Source organism: Mycobacterium sp. pUA109 (genome assembly GCF_041287095.1).
Taxonomy (GTDB): Bacteria; Actinomycetota; Actinomycetes; order Mycobacteriales; family Mycobacteriaceae; genus Mycobacterium.
The window spans coordinates 1-14,289 of record NZ_JBGGKS010000026.1 but is presented as its reverse complement, the minus strand read 5'-3'; the positions used below and the strand labels follow the sequence as shown (position 1 = coordinate 14,289).

The following is a 14,289-nucleotide window of genomic DNA, read 5'->3' as shown; positions in this document are numbered from 1 at the left end:
TTTAGGATTTTGGCCATGTGGCTGTCCAGCGGCGCGACGTTCGCTGGTTACACCATTGAGCGGTTGCTGGGCTTTGGCGCGATGGGTGAGGTGTACCTGGCGCAGCGCGCCGGGCTGACCCGCTACGACGCCCTGAAGATCCTGCCCGCGGCGATGACCGCCGACGTCGAGTTCCGTGAGCGCTTCACCCGCGAGGCGCAGACCGCCACCACCTTGCATCACCCGCACATCGTGGACGCCCACCAGCGTGGCGAATCCGACGGCCGGCTGTGGACCGCGATGGACTACATCGACGGGGACTCGGCGACCCAGGTGGTGGCGCAGCGCTACCCGTCCGGGATGCCGGTGGCCGAGGCGCTGGGCATCGTGGCGGCGCTCGCCGGGGCACTCGATTACGCGCGCCGGCGCGGCATCCTGCACCGCGCCGTCAAACCCAGCAACGTGCTGCTCACCAACGACGATGAACCGCGAATCTTGCTGGTCGACTTTGGTATCGCGCCCATCGGGCAGACACCGGCCACCCTGCATTACGCCGCGCCCGAACAAGTCACCGGCGGCGTCGTTGACGAGCGCACCGACCAGTACGGTCTGGCCGCCACCGCCGTCTATCTGTTGACCGGGGCGCCGCCGCAGCAGCAGTCCGATCTGGCGGCACCCAAGCTGGGCGACCGGCGCCCCGACCTGGCCCCGCTCGACGACGTGCTGGCGGTCGCGTTGGCCCCCAATCCCACCGACCGGTTCGGCCGGTGCGGCGAGTTCGCCGCCGCGCTCAGCCAGCGAGCCCACGGGCGGTCGGGGGTGTACCGCCCCGACGCCGGTGTCATCGACTACCCCGACGACCCGGAACCGCCCGCGTCCGGCGCCGCGTCGCGGCGCCGGACGCGGGCGCTGGTCGGCGCCGCTGCGCTGGCACTGATACCGGCGGCGCTGCTCGCCGGTATCCTGATCGGCCGGCACACCGATGCCCCCGCCGCACCGGTTGCGGGGCCCGCCCCCAGCGCCCCGGTGCCGTCGCCGATGCCGACCAGCACCACCGCCGCCGAGCCCGCACCGGATCAACTGCTCGACGGCGCGTACCAGGTCGACGTCAACCGGGCGCAGCAGACGTTCAACGACACCCCGGCCCCGCAGCCGCCCAACGTCAGCACTTGGTGGGCGTTTCGGTCCTCGTGCAGCGCCGCCGGATGCGTCGCCACCGGTATCCAGCTAGACGACACCGACCACCAGCGGGTCAGCCCGGCCGCCGCCAGTCAGTTGCTGATGCTGGATTTCCGCGACGGCGCCTGGCAGTCGCGGCCGCAAACGCTGCGGTTCCCGTGTGTGGGACCGAGCGGGGCGGCCGCCAACGAAACCACGATCCAGGCGCTGCGGCTGCAGCCGCAGCCGCACGGCCCGATGCACGGTGTGATGACCGTCACCGTCGAAACCGATGAGTGCGGTCAGCGCGGCGGCAAGATCGAAATACCCGCCGTCGCCGGGCGAGTGGGCGCGGTACCGCCCGGCGTCACCGTGCCCCGATGAGCCCGGGCCCGGTGCGGGTCGCGCAATCCGCCAGGTCACGCGCGTGATGCGGTAGCGTCACGCAGATAGCGTGAACCCCGAGTAGGCACGGTCTGGACTTAGCACTCCCGGCAATGCGCCCGCGAAATGCCCAACGCCTGAGGAGACCGATGTCGACCGTCTACACCGACGTGGACCTGCTGCGCGAACTCGAACCGACCGTGGAGGCCAACCTCAGCCGTCACCTGTCGGCGACCACCGACTGGCAGCCGCACGATTACGTCCCGTGGGCGCAGGGACACAACTACGCGGCGTTGGGCGGTGCCGACTGGGACCTTGCCGAATCGCGACTGTCGAAACTGGCGCGGATCGCCATGGTCACCAACCTGCTCACCGAGGACAACCTGCCCTCCTACCACCGTGAGATCGCCCAAAATGTGGGGATGGACGGCGCCTGGGGCGCCTGGGTGAACCGCTGGACCTGCGAGGAAAACCGGCACGGCATCGCGTTACGCGACTACCTGGTGGTCACCCGAGCGGTGGATCCGATCCAGCTGGAGACGGCCCGCGTCGAACAGGTGACCGCGGGGTTCAGTCCCGGTCAGCAGGGCCAGGGCGTGGTCTTCGCCGACACCCTGTTCGACTCCATCACCTACGTGACATTCCAGGAGTTGGCCACCCGGGTCTCCCATCGCAACACCGGTAAGGCCTGCGGCGACCCGACCGCCGAGGGGTTACTGCGGCGCATCTCCAATGATGAAAACCTGCACATGATCTTCTACCGCAACGTGATGGAGGCCAGCCTCGAGATTGCCCCGGACCAGGCGATCGAGTCGATCCGGCGCATCCTGACCCACTTCCAGATGCCGGGTTTCTCGATGCCCGACTTTCGGCGCAATGCCGTCACCATGGCCGTCGGCGGCATCTACGACACCCGTCAGCACCTCGACGATGTGGTGATGCCGGTGCTGCGTAAGTGGCGCATCTTCGATCGCACCGACTTCAGCGGCGACGGGGAGAACCACCGCGACCAGCTGGCCACCTTCCTGCACGGCCTGGAGGCGGAGGCGACGAAGTTCGAGGAATCCCGGGACCGCTACCTGGCGCGGGAAAAGCGCAGGGCCGCAGCAAAACTGGGCTAAGTAGCCCGCCGAATTACAGCGCGCCGACGGCCGCCTGCGGACCCTGCGCGAAGCCCCAATCCAGCAGGCTGGCGGCCTGATCCCAATACGTCGGACCGCCCTCGTGGATCAGCCCGTACATCATCGCGATCACCAACCGGCGGCCGTTGCGGGCGGCGGCGCCGACAAACGTCTTGCGGGCGGCGTTGGTGAACCCGGTCTTGCCGCCGATCGCACCCGGATAGCGCTGCAGCAACTCGTCGGCGTTGAGGATCTGCTTCTCACCGGTATCGGTGGGGAACATCGCCGACGGCTCCGCGGTGATCAGCGCGAACACCGGATTGGCCAGGGCGGCCCGGAAGATCACCGCCAGGTCGTGCGGGGTGGTCGACCCCGAACCGCCCGGGCCGTCCAGCCCGGAGGGGGTCGCGGCGTGGGTGCTGGTGGCGCCGATCGCGGCGGCCTTGGCGTTCATCTTCGCCACCGCGGCATCAGGGCCACCGAGCATGTCGGCCAAGGTGTTTGCGGCGTCGTTACCGGACACCAGCAGCGTCGCATCCAGCAGCTGGCGGGCGGTGTAGCTGCGGCCGGGTTTGATCCCGACGCAATTGCACTCCACCTCGGTGTCGGCGGGGGTGGCGACCACACTGGAGTCCAGGTTCAGCTCCTCGAGCGCCACCAGCGCCAGCAGCACCTTGATGGTGCTGGCCGGCGGGTGGAGCGCATCGCCGTTGCTTTCGGCCAGGATCTGGCCGCTGTCGAGGTCCGCGACGATCCAGTTCGGCGCCGGGCCGGCCGGGATCGGCACCGAGCCCGCGGGCTGGGACACGTCGGCCGATGCAACGGGGGACTGGACGGTGAGCATCCCGACCGCACCGACCAGGCTGCTCACGGCGACCGCGACGCACGCGATGAACTTCCGCATGGCCGCTGAGCCTAACCCGGGAGCCGGGCCAGCGCCCAGATCGACGTTAGCGACCTGCGCTCTCGACCTTTCTCGCGCTCCCGTCGATTTCGGCGGCATGGGCGGGACCACATTGATCGTGTTCAATCGAGGAATGCTGAGTCAGGCCGAAATTTCCGACCGGTGGCAGATCCAGCAACTGCTGGTCGACTATTCCACCGCCATCGACCTTCGCCGATTCGATGATCTCGATCACGTATTCACCCCGGACGCCTACATCGACTACCGCGCGATGGGCGGAATCGACGGCCACTATCCGCAGGTCAAGGCGTGGCTGAGCGAGGTGTTGCCGGCCTTCGCCAACTACGCCCACATGCTGGGCCTGCCGTCGATTCGGGTCGACGGCGACCGCGCCGCCGCGCGGACCTTCTGTTTCAATCCCATGGTGTTCACCGGCGACCAACCCACCACCATGCTGTTGGGGCTGTGGTACGACGACGAGTTCGTCCGCACCGGGGCGGGCTGGCGGATGAGTCGGCGCGTCGAGACCAAATGCTTTGACCGGGTCGGGTGACGCCGTTGAGCCCTGATTGCGATGCCCGGGTGATTGAACGCGCCCTCGTCGATGTCGACCTGGCCGCGGCGACGGCCGCGGTCCGTCGGCTGAGCCCGCCGCAGACGGTGGATGTGCTGGAGCGGCTGAATCGTGAACAACGCGCGGTCCTCTACCGGCTGCTGACCAAAGAGCAGGCGCTTGCAGTGTTCGAGGATCTCGAACCGACGCTGCAGGGTGATTTGGTGGGGGCGTTGCAGCAGGAGGACGTCGCCACCCTGTTCGCCGACCTGGATCCCGACGATCGGGTGGAGTTGCTCGATGAGCTGCCCGCCTCGGTGGCCCGACGGTTGATCCAGGGACTTCCGCCGCATGAGCGGGGGCTGACCGCGACCGTCCTGGGTTATCCGCACGGGTCGATCGGGCGGCGGATGAGCCCGGAATTCGTCGCGGTCCGCTCGGATTCCACTGCCGCGCAGGCGTTGTCGCGTGTTCATCAACGCCTCGAGGACGCCGAAACCGTCTACACGCTGCCGGTCACCGACGACCGACGCGCGCTGGTCGGGGTGGTCAGCCTGCGTGATCTGCTGCGGGCGTCGCCGGCCACCCCGATCGGCGAGATCATGCAGCCGGCGCACCCGGTGCGGGCCACCGACGACGCCGAGACCGCCGCCCGGCGCTGCGCCGACCTGAAGGTCCTGGTGCTGCCGGTGGTGGACAACGAGTCGCGGCTGGTGGGCATCCTCACCGTGGACGACGCGCTGCGGATCCTGGAAACCGCCGAGACCGAAGACCAGGCCCGCACCGGGGGCACCGAGCCGCTGCGGCGACCGTATCTGGCCAGTCCGATCCGCAACCTGGTCCGGGCCCGGGTGGTCTGGCTGCTGGTGCTGGCGGTGGGCGCCACGTTCACCGTGCAGGTGCTGTCGGCGTTCAAGGGGACCCTGAACCACGTGGTGGCCCTGGCGCTGTTCGTCCCGCTGCTGATCGGCACCGGCGGAAACACCGGCAACCAGGCCACCACCACCGTGACCCGGGCGTTGGCGCTGGGGGACATCGGCCCGCGTGACACCGCCAAGGTGGTGGCCCGCGAATTCCGGGTGGGGCTGATGCTGGGCCTGCTGCTCGGGTCGGTGGCGTTCGTGCTGGCCAGCGTGGTCTACAACCGCTCGCTGGGCACGGTGATCGGGCTGTCACTGGTCAGCGTGTGCACCATGGCCGCCACCGTCGGCGGGGTGATGCCGTTGGTCGCGCGGGCGCTGCACGCCGACCCGGCGGTGTTCTCCAACCCGTTCATCAGCACCTTCGTCGATGCGACCGGTTTGGTGATCTACTTCCTGATCGCCAAGGCCGTGCTGCCCATCTGAGCCTGGATTACCGGCGGCGCGGCGCGTTGTGGCAGGATAGGCGGCTGTCCGCCGCGCGACTACGCGCCGCTCGGCGGTCATACACGCAAGGCAAAACCGGGTCTGGGCAGTCCCGCCCCGATCGCTGAATTGCAGCGTGACACCACAGGAGATACCCGCATGGCTGTCAAGATCAAGCTCACCCGGCTTGGCAAAATCCGCAACCCCCAGTACCGCATCGCCGTCGCCGACGCGCGCACCCGCCGCGACGGTCGAGCGATCGAGGTCATCGGCCGCTACCACCCCAAAGAAGAGCCCAGCCTGATCGAGATCAACTCCGAGCGGGCCCAGTACTGGCTGTCGGTGGGCGCCCAACCGACCGAGCCGGTGCTCAAGCTGCTCAAGATCACCGGGGACTGGCAGAAGTTCAAGGGCCTGCCCGGCGCCGAGGGCACCCTGAAGGTCAAGCCGCCCAAGCCCTCCAAGCTGGAGCTGTTCAACGCCGCGCTGGCCGAGGCCGAGGGTGGGCCGACCACCGAGGCCGCCACCCCCAAGAAGAAGAAGGCCCCGGCCAAGAAGGCGGACAAGGCCGAGACCAAGGCCGACGACGCCACGACCAAGGCCGACGACGCCGAGGCCGCGCCGGCCGCCGAGAGCGAGAGCTGACCCGCCGATGAGCACCGTTGTCGTGGACGCCGTCGAGCATCTGGTTCGCGGGATCGTCGACAACCCCGACGATGTCCGGGTCGACCTGGTCACCAACCGACGCGGCCGCACCGTCGAGGTGCACGTGCATCCCGATGACCTCGGCAAGGTGATCGGCCGCGGCGGGCGCACCGCCACCGCGCTGCGCACCCTGGTCACCGGGATCGGGGGACGCGGCATCCGCGTCGACGTGGTGGACACCGACCAATAAACACCGCGGAGCTCTGATGGAGCTGACAGTCGGGCGGGTCGTCAAGGCGCACGGGATCACCGGCGAGATCGTCGTCGAGGTGCGCACCGATGACCCCGACGCCCGGTTCGTCCCCGGGGCCGCGTTGCGCGCTCGCAAATCCGGCGGCCCCGAGCGCAGCTACGTCATCGACACCGTCCGCGAGCACGGCGGGCGGCTGCTGGTGCGGCTGGCCGGGGTGGCCGACCGCGACGCGGCCGACGCGCTGCGCGGCAGCCTGTTCGTCATCGACTCCGACGAACTGCCGCCGATCGAGGACCCCGACGAGTTCTACGACCACCAGCTGGAAGGTTTGCGGGTGCAGACCACCGCCGGTCAGCGGCTCGGCACGGTCACCGAGGTGCTGCACACCGCCGCCGGGGAACTGCTCGCGGTCCGCCGGGAGGGCGCCGCCGAGCTGCTGGTGCCGTTCGTGGCCGCGATCGTCACCTCGGTATCGCTGGAGGCGCAGACGATCGAAATCGATCCGCCCGAGGGCCTGCTGGAGCTGGGGACCTAGTGCGTATCGACGTCGTGACGATCTTCCCCGACTACCTGGAGCCGCTGCGACAGTCGTTGCCGGGTAAGGCGATCCAATCCGGGCGGGTCGACGTGGGGGTGCACGACCTGCGCCGCTGGACCCACGACGTGCACCGGTCGGTGGACGACGCGCCCTACGGCGGTGGACCGGGGATGGTGATGAAGGCCCCGGTGTGGGGGCCCGCGCTCGATGAGCTGTGCTCCCCGGACACCTTGCTGGTGGTGCCCACCCCGGCCGGGGTGCTGTTCAGTCAGGCCACCGCCCAGCAGTGGACCGGCGAGCAGCACCTGGTGTTCGCCTGCGGACGCTACGAAGGCATCGACCAGCGCGTCATCGAGGACGCGGCCCGGCGGATGCGGGTGGCCGAGGTGTCGATCGGTGATTACGTGCTGGCCGGCGGCGAAGCGGCGGCGCTGGTGATGATCGAGGCGGTGCTGCGGCTGCTGCCCGAGGTATTGGGTAATCCGGCATCGCACCACGACGATTCGCACTCGCCGGGCACCGATGGGCTGCTGGAGGGACCCAGCTACACCCGGCCGCCGAGCTGGCGCGGGCTCGACGTCCCGGAGGTGCTGCTGTCGGGCAACCACGCGCGGATCACCGCCTGGCGCCAGCAGGCCTCGCTGCAGCGCACCCGGGAACGCCGCCCCGACCTGCTGTAGCCGGGGCAACGCCACCGAGCGTGAATTTCCCGACGCGACACGCCGGCGATGCGTCGGGAGATTCACCCCCGGCGACGAAATCAGATCCGTCCGCCGGGGAACATCGTCTTGACGGCCTGGGTGATGGTCTGCCGCGCGGTGGCGTCGTCGCTGGGCTGCAGCGACTCGACCACCACCACGTAGCGGTGATCGCTGCCGACGACGCCGGTCGACAGGTGCATCCAGTCGGCCCCGATGCAGCACATCCAGCCCTGCTTGACGGCGACCGGTTCGGCGTACAGGCCCTCCGGGATGCCGAACCGCTGCGGGTAGCCGTCGATGCCGGCCGCGGTGGAGTGGGCCAAGTCGGTCATGATGATGCTGGCCCGCTCCCGGGGTAGCCCGCCGGCCCCGTCGAGCAGCATGTCGTAGTAGCGGGCCAGATCCGCAGCCGTGCTGATGGTGTTCCACCAGCGCCCGTCGCTGCCGGGCGTGGTGGCGGCCAGACCGTAGCGGGTCGCCACCCGGGTGATGATCGCGTCGCCGCCGCCCGCGTTCCAGAACTTCTCGGCGGCGTTGTCGTCGGACGACCGCAGCATCACGTCCAGCTCGGCGCGCTCCTCCGGGGACAGCTCGGCGGCCCCGTCCGACTCGTGCAGCAGCAGATCGTCGGCGATGAACAACTTCGCCACCGACGCGGTCGCGATGCTGTGGCTCGGGTTGTTGGAGATCAGTTGACCGGTGGCCCGGTCGAGCACCGCGGCCGAGATGGCGGCGCCCTGGGCGGCCGCGTCGGCGGTGGCCTGTTCGATCCGGGCCGGCAGGCCGTCGAGGTCGGGGGTGGCCTGTCCGGCCGGCACGCCCGGGCCGTTCAGCGCGGTAGCCATCGGGGTGACCACGGCGATCCGGGGCGTGGGCGCGCTGGCCGCCGGCGCGACGTGCACTTTGCCGACGCATGCCCCCACCAGCACCGCCACCGAGGCGATGGTGAGCAGCAGCTTCGACGGCCGCGCGCGCATGGGCCTCCTCGAGACGCGTAACGCAAACTGTGAGTGGGCTCGCCGCAATCCGCCGCCCGCGCATTAGGGTACCGGAGCTGGGCCCGGCTCCTCGTCACATCGGTCACGTCAGCGTGCCTTGCGGCGCCGGATAGACCCCCCGGATTTCCGGCGATTTCACCGCATGGAGGCCATCTGGCACAATTGAGCAGTTGTCGTCGAGCGGTTGCCGGCTGCCGGTTGGCTTTGCCTGCTGCACGACACGCCACAATGCCCGAATCCAATCGGCTCGGTGAGCACGCCACGCCCCCTGCGTGAGCAGCTGCCCGCAGTCGCGACCCGCAAGGAAGTGCCTTCGGAAATGAACACGCTGGACTTCGTCGACAAGGCGTCGCTGCGCGACGACATCCCGGCCTTCGGACCTGGCGACACGGTCAACGTGCACGTCAAGGTGATCGAGGGCAACAAGCAGCGCATCCAGGTGTTCAAGGGTGTGGTGATTCGTCGGCAGGGCGGTGGTATCCGCGAGACGTTCACGGTGCGCAAGGAAAGCTACGGCGTCGGCGTGGAGCGGACCTTCCCGGTGCATTCCCCCAACATCGACCACATCGATGTCGCGGTCCGCGGCGATGTGCGTCGCGCGAAGCTGTACTACCTGCGCGAGCTGCGCGGCAAGAAAGCCAAGATCAAGGAAAAGCGCTGACCTGGTGGGTGGCGACCGGCGCAGCGCCCCGCGCCGCCGTGTGCGGCGCGCAGCGCCGCGGGCCCCGCTGACTACGCTGATCTCGTGACTGAAACCACCGACTCGTCACCTGAGAATCCCCCCGGTGCTGACTCGGCGGCCGCCGACGCCGCGCCCGAGCCGCCGGTCGACGCCGCGCCGGAGGCACCGGCCCCGACCGCGGAGCAGGCGCCCACCGAGGGCGAGCCCGCCGACAAAAAGCGGGCGGCGCTGCGCGAGGGCGTGATCCTGGTGTCCATCGCGGTGGTTCTCTACTACCTGATGCTGACGTTCGTCGCCCGGCCCTACCTCATCCCGTCGGAGTCGATGGAACCCACGCTGCACGGGTGCCCGGGCTGTGTGGGTGACCGCATTCTGGTGGACAAGATCAGCTACCGGTTCTCTTCGCCACGCCCGGGCGACGTGGTCGTCTTCAAGGGCCCGCCGTCGTGGAACATCGGCTACAAGTCGATTCGGTCGCACAACGCCGCGGTGCGCGCCGTGCAAAACGCGCTGTCCGTCATCGGATTCGTCCCACCCGACGAGAACGACCTGGTCAAACGGGTCATCGCGGTCGGCGGCCAGACCGTGCAGTGCCGTGCCGACACCGGGCTGACCGTCGACGGCAATCGCCTCAACGAGCCGTATCTGGACCCGGCCACCATGATGGCCGACCCGACGGTCTACCCGTGTTTGGGCAGCGACTTCGGGCCGGTCACCGTCCCGCAGGGGCGGCTGTGGGTGATGGGCGACAATCGGACCCATTCGGCGGATTCCCGCGCGCACTGCGCCAACACCCCCGACGGCGTGCGTGAGCACCTGCTGTGCACCGGTGACCCGACGGCCGGGACGGTGCCGGTGGGCAACGTCATCGGCAAGGCGCGGTTCATCGCCTGGCCCCCGACGCGCTGGGGTGGTGTTGATTCGGTAAACCCGCAGCAGGGTCCCTAGCCATGGCGTCGACCTGGCCGCCGCGCCCGGTGATCCGCAAGTCCTCCGGGTTACGCACCCTGGAGTCGGTGCTCTACCGCACCGGGCTGGGGCCGGTGGCCGGCGTCGACGAGGTGGGGCGCGGCGCCTGCGCGGGTCCGCTGGTGACCGCGGCCTGCGTGCTGGGGCCGGGCCGGTTGGACAGCCTCGCGGCGCTGGACGACTCGAAAAAGCTCACCCCCCAGGCGCGGGAGAAGCTGTATCCGCTGATCTGCCGGTACGCGCTGGCCTACCACGTGGTGTTCATCGATTCGGTGGAAGTCGACCGCCGCGGGGTGCACGCCGCCAACATCGAGGGGATGCGCCGGGCGGTGGCCGGGCTGTCGGTGCGCCCGGGTTATGTGCTGTCCGACGGGTTCCGGGTGCCGGGGCTGCCGATGCCGTCGCTGCCGGTGATCGGCGGCGACGGGGCGGCGGCCTGCATCGCCGCGGCCAGTGTGCTGGCCAAGGTCAGCCGGGATCGGTTCATGGTGGCGATGGACGCCGATCACCCCGGCTACGGGTTCGCCGAGCACAAGGGCTATGCCACCCCGGCGCACACCGCGGCGCTGACCGCGCTGGGGCCCTGCCGCGAACACCGGTTTTCGTTCATCAATGTGCGCCGGGTGGCGACCTCGTCGGGTCTGCAGATGATCGCGGAGCCGGTGGCGCCATGCGGCGAGCCCGGATGAGGAAAGATGGAACTGACAACCGCCGAGAAGGACAGCTGAGCAGATGAGTGCCGAAGATCTCGAGAAGTACGAAACCGAGATGGAGCTCTCGCTGTACCGCGAATACAAGGACATCGTGGGCCAGTTCAGCTACGTCGTGGAAACCGAGCGGCGCTTCTACCTGGCAAACAGCGTGGAGATGGTGCCCCGCAACGCCGACGGCGAGGTGTATTTCGAGCTGCGGCTGGCCGACGCCTGGGTGTGGGACATGTACCGCCCGGCCCGCTTCGTCAAACAGGTGCGGGTGGTGACCTTCAAAGACGTCAACATCGAAGAGGTGGAAAAGCCCGAGTTGCGGCTGCCCGAGTAGCACCGCGGACCGGTCGGCGGGGGCAGACTGGGAAGTAGCGCGGTTTGCAAGGGAGCTCCGATGAGCGGCTACGTGGACGTCGTCACCGACGCGTTGCAGCGGATGGACGACTTGGGCTACGAACGCGGTGAGCATCACTTCGCCAACCACGGGCCGATGGCCGCCGAAGCATTGGCGGTGCTGGGCTTTGGCGCCGAGGTTCCCGACTGGGTCGGCGCATATCGACGCCGGATGGACCACCACCCGCCGCCGGCGCCGCGGTTTGCGCTCGACGCCGGCGACGAGGCGTCGTGGCGGCCGGCGCTGGGGGCATTCGACCGGGCCGGCGACTGGGAGCTGCTGTTTCGTCGCCAGCTCGACACGCAGCCCTGGCGCGCCGTCCTCGCGGCATGGTGGCCGCGGCTGCTGCCCGGGTTGTTCGCGCGCCTCACCCACGGGCTGATCCGGACCGCGCACGCGGTGCGCGGCGTGGCCGGGGCCGCCGACCCGAACCCGGTCCAACTCGGCGAACTGGCCCGCGGACTGGCGTTTTGGGCCGCGGGCTACACCGCCCTGCCCGGCACCGCGCGCCTGACCGGGTCGGCGAGCGTCGCCGCCGCGGTGGCCGCGCTGCCGCGCAGCGACGGTGACGCGCCGCACCCGGCCACCCTGGATTCTCACGCCGGGTACGCGGCGGGTTTGGGCGCCCTCGCCGCGGCCGACCCGGATGGGCTGCTCAGCGACATGACCGCGACGTTCGCCGGCGTGTATCTGGCGCACCCGGAGGCGGCCCCGGTGCCGCTGGTGCACGGCGTGACCGCGCCGGCGGCGATCCGGCTGGTGCTGCCGTACCTGCCGGATGAGCTGCGGCTGCCGACGGTCGCCGCGATGTGGCAAAGCCACCTGGCCATGCTGCTGACCTTCACCGACGCGGCCGCCGGCGAAGACGACGTCACCGGGCGGGCCGCCGACATCGACGCCCCGCCGGTGGCCGAGTTGATCGGGCGCGCCCTGGACCACGGCGACGAACACGTCATCAAGTTCACCGAGGCGGCGCTGCGTGAGCACGCGCTGCGCCCGGATGCGCGGTACCTGCCGGCGATCCTCGCCGCCCAGCAACGGATCCCGCGCCCCGGTTAAACCGGCGCACGATTTCGTCGGCGGGGCGCGGGCGCCGCAGCGCCTGCTCTACGCTTACGCCATGACCGATCAGGACCGCGCCGTCGCGCGCCGCGAGATCACCGACGCCCTGCTCAAAGCGCTGGAGCGCCGCCACGAGGTGCTCGACGTGATCGTCGACGCCGAGGATCGGCCCGCGGCGGTCGACGCGATCGCCACCCTGCTCGACACCTCACGGCTGGGCTGTGAAGCCGTGATGGGGATGTCCTTCGATCAGCTCACCAAGGACTCCCGCCGCCGGATCGCCGACGAGCTGGACGACCTGAACAAGCAGTTGACCTTCACCCGCACCGAGCGGCCGGCCAGCGTGGCCGACGCGCTGGAGTTGCGGGTGTTCGCCGGCGACACCGACCGCGACATCTTCGCGGTGCGCACCGCCGAGATCGGGGCCCGCGGCGACGGATCCGGCGAGCCCGCCGGCGACCTCGACGACGAGATCCGCGCGGCGCTATCCCGGGTGGACGACGAGGAAGCCGCCTGGTTCGTCGCCGTCGACGACACCGAAAAGGTCGGGATGGTGTTCGGCGAGCTCGCCCACGGCGAGGTGAACGTCCGGATCTGGATCCATCCCGAGCACCGCAAGAAGGGCTACGGGACCGCCGCGCTGCGCAAGGCCCGCTCGGAGCTGGCCGCGTATTTCCCGGGGGTGCCGCTGGTGGTGCGCGCGCCCGGCGCCAAACCCGGCTGACCCGTCGAACGGGGCACACCCCACCGCCCGACGTGCTCACGCCACCGATCAGCCGGGCCTGGGAACGCTCGAAGTACGGGACTCGTCACCTCCATGTCGCGCGTGTGTACCCGCGCCACGCGCACCGCTGGCAGCCGTGGTGCGACCTGACACTCGGATCCCGTCAGTGTGACGATCAGGTCCAGCTGCGCATCTACGCCGATAATCCGTTTTCGGGCGCGGCGGGTTTTGACGTCGAGCCCCGACACCCCGCCTGGCATGCTAAGGCCGCCACCGCAGCGGGGAAGCAGCCACAGTCAGCGATCGGGTCTCCTTGCCCGTTCCCGGTTGCGATCCACCTCGTGCCATCGATGCGGACGCGGCCGATTACCACGCCGTCAAGGGCGACAACCCGGATCACCGGGCTCTGCGGGAACAGCCGCGTCCAGGTCAGTGCGCTGGTGCCCGCCAGTCGCGCGGCTGCTTGCTCCTCGCATACACGCCATTTCTCTCGGTAGACGATGCGTTCAGCGTCCTTCACTACGTCGACATCGGGCGCTTGATGGTTATCCATGGCTTCTCCCTCACTTTGCGGGGTAGAAGCCATCAGCGCCGTCTGGCGCGAACGGTGGTGGCGGAGCTTCATCGCCAAGCCGCGCAGTGGCTAATCGCGGTTGAATTCACGGTAGCAAAGGCAGGATCGGCATGCTACCGCCGGAAACCGGAAAGATGGCTGGCGCTGGGCCCCTGCTACGTGGCCCGCCCGCTGGTATTCTGAAATCGGCTGCGGTATCTGGATTGGTGGCCGGCGGATGAAGCTCCGCCACCCTTTGCGTCGCTCGGCGCTGATGGCTTCTTCCTAACAACATCTGTTTGGAGACGTACGTCTCCCAGGCGGAAGGGGCCGTCATGGGTACTGCGATTGACGTTAAAGGACTGACCAAGTCCTTCGGTTCTGCGCGAATCTGGGAAGACGTCACGATGACGATTCCCTCGGGTGAGGTCAGCGTGTTGCTGGGCCCGTCGGGTACCGGCAAAACGGTGTTCCTGAAAGCCCTGATTGGTTTGATACGGCCTGAGCGCGGCTCGATCATTGTCGAGGGCACCGACATCATCGAGTGCTCGGCCAAGGAGCTCTACGAGATCCGCACCTTGTTCGGGGTGTTGTTCCAGGACGGCGCGTTGTTCGGGTCGA

The 14,289-nt window shown here is 69.2% G+C and carries 16 protein-coding genes, 1 pseudogene and 1 riboswitch; of the genes and pseudogenes, 15 read left to right on the top strand and 2 right to left on the bottom strand.

Annotation, left to right across the window (positions count from 1 at the left end):
• Positions 1-15: 15 nt before the first annotated feature.
• Positions 16-1,521, top strand: a complete 1,506-nt coding sequence (locus ACAG26_RS23730; protein WP_370485527.1) for a serine/threonine-protein kinase — start codon at positions 16-18, stop codon at positions 1,519-1,521.
• A 149-nt stretch (positions 1,522-1,670) separates the two neighbouring features.
• Positions 1,671-2,642, top strand: coding sequence for an acyl-ACP desaturase (locus ACAG26_RS23725; RefSeq protein WP_370485526.1), 972 nt, complete (start codon positions 1,671-1,673; stop codon positions 2,640-2,642).
• A 13-nt stretch (positions 2,643-2,655) separates the two neighbouring features.
• On the opposite strand, the gene ACAG26_RS23720 is transcribed toward ACAG26_RS23725, so the two are convergent.
• Positions 2,656-3,546 (bottom strand): D-alanyl-D-alanine carboxypeptidase family protein, encoded by an 891-nt coding sequence (locus tag ACAG26_RS23720; RefSeq protein ID WP_370485525.1) that lies wholly within the window; start codon positions 3,544-3,546, stop codon positions 2,656-2,658.
• 133 nt (positions 3,547-3,679) lie between these two features.
• Between ACAG26_RS23720 and ACAG26_RS23715 the strand changes: the two genes are divergently transcribed.
• From ACAG26_RS23715 to trmD, 6 genes are all read left to right on the top strand, one after another.
• The gene (locus ACAG26_RS23715) at positions 3,680-4,099 is read left to right on the top strand and encodes a nuclear transport factor 2 family protein (protein ID WP_370485524.1); all 420 of its coding nucleotides are present in this window, start codon (positions 3,680-3,682) and stop codon (positions 4,097-4,099) included.
• Positions 4,096-5,445, top strand: coding sequence for a magnesium transporter (gene mgtE / locus ACAG26_RS23710; protein WP_370485523.1), 1,350 nt, complete (start codon positions 4,096-4,098; stop codon positions 5,443-5,445). The genes ACAG26_RS23715 and mgtE overlap by 4 nt, the downstream gene beginning before the upstream one ends.
• 159 nt (positions 5,446-5,604) lie before the next feature.
• A complete protein-coding gene (gene rpsP / locus ACAG26_RS23705; RefSeq protein WP_370485522.1) occupies positions 5,605-6,090 on the top strand; it encodes a 30S ribosomal protein S16 in 486 nt (161 codons plus the stop codon).
• A 7-nt stretch (positions 6,091-6,097) separates the two neighbouring features.
• Positions 6,098-6,340, top strand: a complete 243-nt coding sequence (locus ACAG26_RS23700) for an RNA-binding protein (protein ID WP_071023621.1) — start codon at positions 6,098-6,100, stop codon at positions 6,338-6,340.
• A gap of 16 nt (positions 6,341-6,356) precedes the next feature.
• Positions 6,357-6,878, top strand: coding sequence for a ribosome maturation factor RimM (gene rimM / locus ACAG26_RS23695; RefSeq protein WP_370485521.1), 522 nt, complete (start codon positions 6,357-6,359; stop codon positions 6,876-6,878).
• Positions 6,878-7,561 (top strand): tRNA (guanosine(37)-N1)-methyltransferase TrmD, encoded by a 684-nt coding sequence (trmD, locus tag ACAG26_RS23690; protein ID WP_370485520.1) that lies wholly within the window; start codon positions 6,878-6,880, stop codon positions 7,559-7,561. The genes rimM and trmD overlap by 1 nt, the downstream gene beginning before the upstream one ends.
• An 80-nt stretch (positions 7,562-7,641) precedes the next feature.
• Here the strand turns inward: trmD and ACAG26_RS23685 are convergent, their stop codons facing one another.
• Positions 7,642-8,559, bottom strand: a complete 918-nt coding sequence (locus ACAG26_RS23685; protein WP_370485519.1) for a hypothetical protein — start codon at positions 8,557-8,559, stop codon at positions 7,642-7,644.
• 340 nt (positions 8,560-8,899) lie between these two features.
• Here ACAG26_RS23685 and rplS point away from each other — a divergent pair, with 340 nt between their 5' ends.
• The 7 genes and pseudogenes from rplS to ACAG26_RS23650 all read left to right on the top strand — a co-directional run.
• Positions 8,900-9,241, top strand: coding sequence for a 50S ribosomal protein L19 (gene rplS / locus ACAG26_RS23680; protein ID WP_370485587.1), 342 nt, complete (start codon positions 8,900-8,902; stop codon positions 9,239-9,241).
• A gap of 84 nt (positions 9,242-9,325) precedes the next feature.
• Complete coding sequence (lepB, locus tag ACAG26_RS23675) at positions 9,326-10,210, top strand: signal peptidase I (protein ID WP_370485518.1); 885 nt, start codon at positions 9,326-9,328, stop codon at positions 10,208-10,210.
• Between the two features lie 2 nt (positions 10,211-10,212).
• Positions 10,213-10,967 (top strand): annotated as a pseudogene (locus ACAG26_RS23670) (ribonuclease HII).
• The gene (locus tag ACAG26_RS23665) at positions 10,964-11,269 is read left to right on the top strand and encodes a DUF2469 domain-containing protein (RefSeq protein WP_012393608.1); all 306 of its coding nucleotides are present in this window, start codon (positions 10,964-10,966) and stop codon (positions 11,267-11,269) included. Before ACAG26_RS23670 ends, ACAG26_RS23665 begins: the two are co-directional and overlap by 4 nt.
• 60 nt (positions 11,270-11,329) lie before the next feature.
• On the top strand, positions 11,330-12,388 hold the full coding sequence (locus tag ACAG26_RS23660; protein WP_370485517.1) for a hypothetical protein: 1,059 nt from the start codon (positions 11,330-11,332) through the stop codon (positions 12,386-12,388).
• Positions 12,389-12,449: 61 nt separating this feature from the next.
• Positions 12,450-13,115: a GNAT family N-acetyltransferase gene (locus tag ACAG26_RS23655; RefSeq protein ID WP_370485516.1), complete on the top strand. Its 666-nt coding sequence runs from the start codon at positions 12,450-12,452 to the stop codon at positions 13,113-13,115.
• 569 nt (positions 13,116-13,684) lie between these two features.
• Positions 13,685-13,753, bottom strand: a riboswitch (Fluoride riboswitch).
• A 250-nt stretch (positions 13,754-14,003) separates the two neighbouring features.
• A partial coding sequence (locus tag ACAG26_RS23650) for an ATP-binding cassette domain-containing protein (protein ID WP_370485515.1) occupies positions 14,004-14,289 on the top strand: 286 nt, incomplete at its 3' end.

Bases quoted from the DNA above. Each gene is read 5' to 3' on its own strand.
- ACAG26_RS23730 (WP_370485527.1), top strand. From the start codon at position 16: ATGTGGCTGTCCAGCGGCGCGACGTTCGCTGGTTACACCATTGAGCGG.
- rpsP (WP_370485522.1), top strand. From the start codon at position 5,605: ATGGCTGTCAAGATCAAGCTCACCCGGCTTGGCAAAATCCGCAACCCC.
- rplS (WP_370485587.1), top strand. From the start codon at position 8,900: ATGAACACGCTGGACTTCGTCGACAAGGCGTCGCTGCGCGACGACATC.
- ACAG26_RS23725 (WP_370485526.1), top strand. From the start codon at position 1,671: ATGTCGACCGTCTACACCGACGTGGACCTGCTGCGCGAACTCGAACCG.
- ACAG26_RS23665 (WP_012393608.1), top strand. From the start codon at position 10,964: ATGAGTGCCGAAGATCTCGAGAAGTACGAAACCGAGATGGAGCTCTCG.
- ACAG26_RS23720 (WP_370485525.1), bottom strand. From the start codon at position 3,546: ATGCGGAAGTTCATCGCGTGCGTCGCGGTCGCCGTGAGCAGCCTGGTC.
- ACAG26_RS23655 (WP_370485516.1), top strand. From the start codon at position 12,450: ATGACCGATCAGGACCGCGCCGTCGCGCGCCGCGAGATCACCGACGCC.
- ACAG26_RS23715 (WP_370485524.1), top strand. From the start codon at position 3,680: ATGCTGAGTCAGGCCGAAATTTCCGACCGGTGGCAGATCCAGCAACTG.
- ACAG26_RS23700 (WP_071023621.1), top strand. From the start codon at position 6,098: ATGAGCACCGTTGTCGTGGACGCCGTCGAGCATCTGGTTCGCGGGATC.
- ACAG26_RS23660 (WP_370485517.1), top strand. From the start codon at position 11,330: ATGAGCGGCTACGTGGACGTCGTCACCGACGCGTTGCAGCGGATGGAC.
- rimM (WP_370485521.1), top strand. From the start codon at position 6,357: ATGGAGCTGACAGTCGGGCGGGTCGTCAAGGCGCACGGGATCACCGGC.
- ACAG26_RS23685 (WP_370485519.1), bottom strand. From the start codon at position 8,559: ATGCGCGCGCGGCCGTCGAAGCTGCTGCTCACCATCGCCTCGGTGGCG.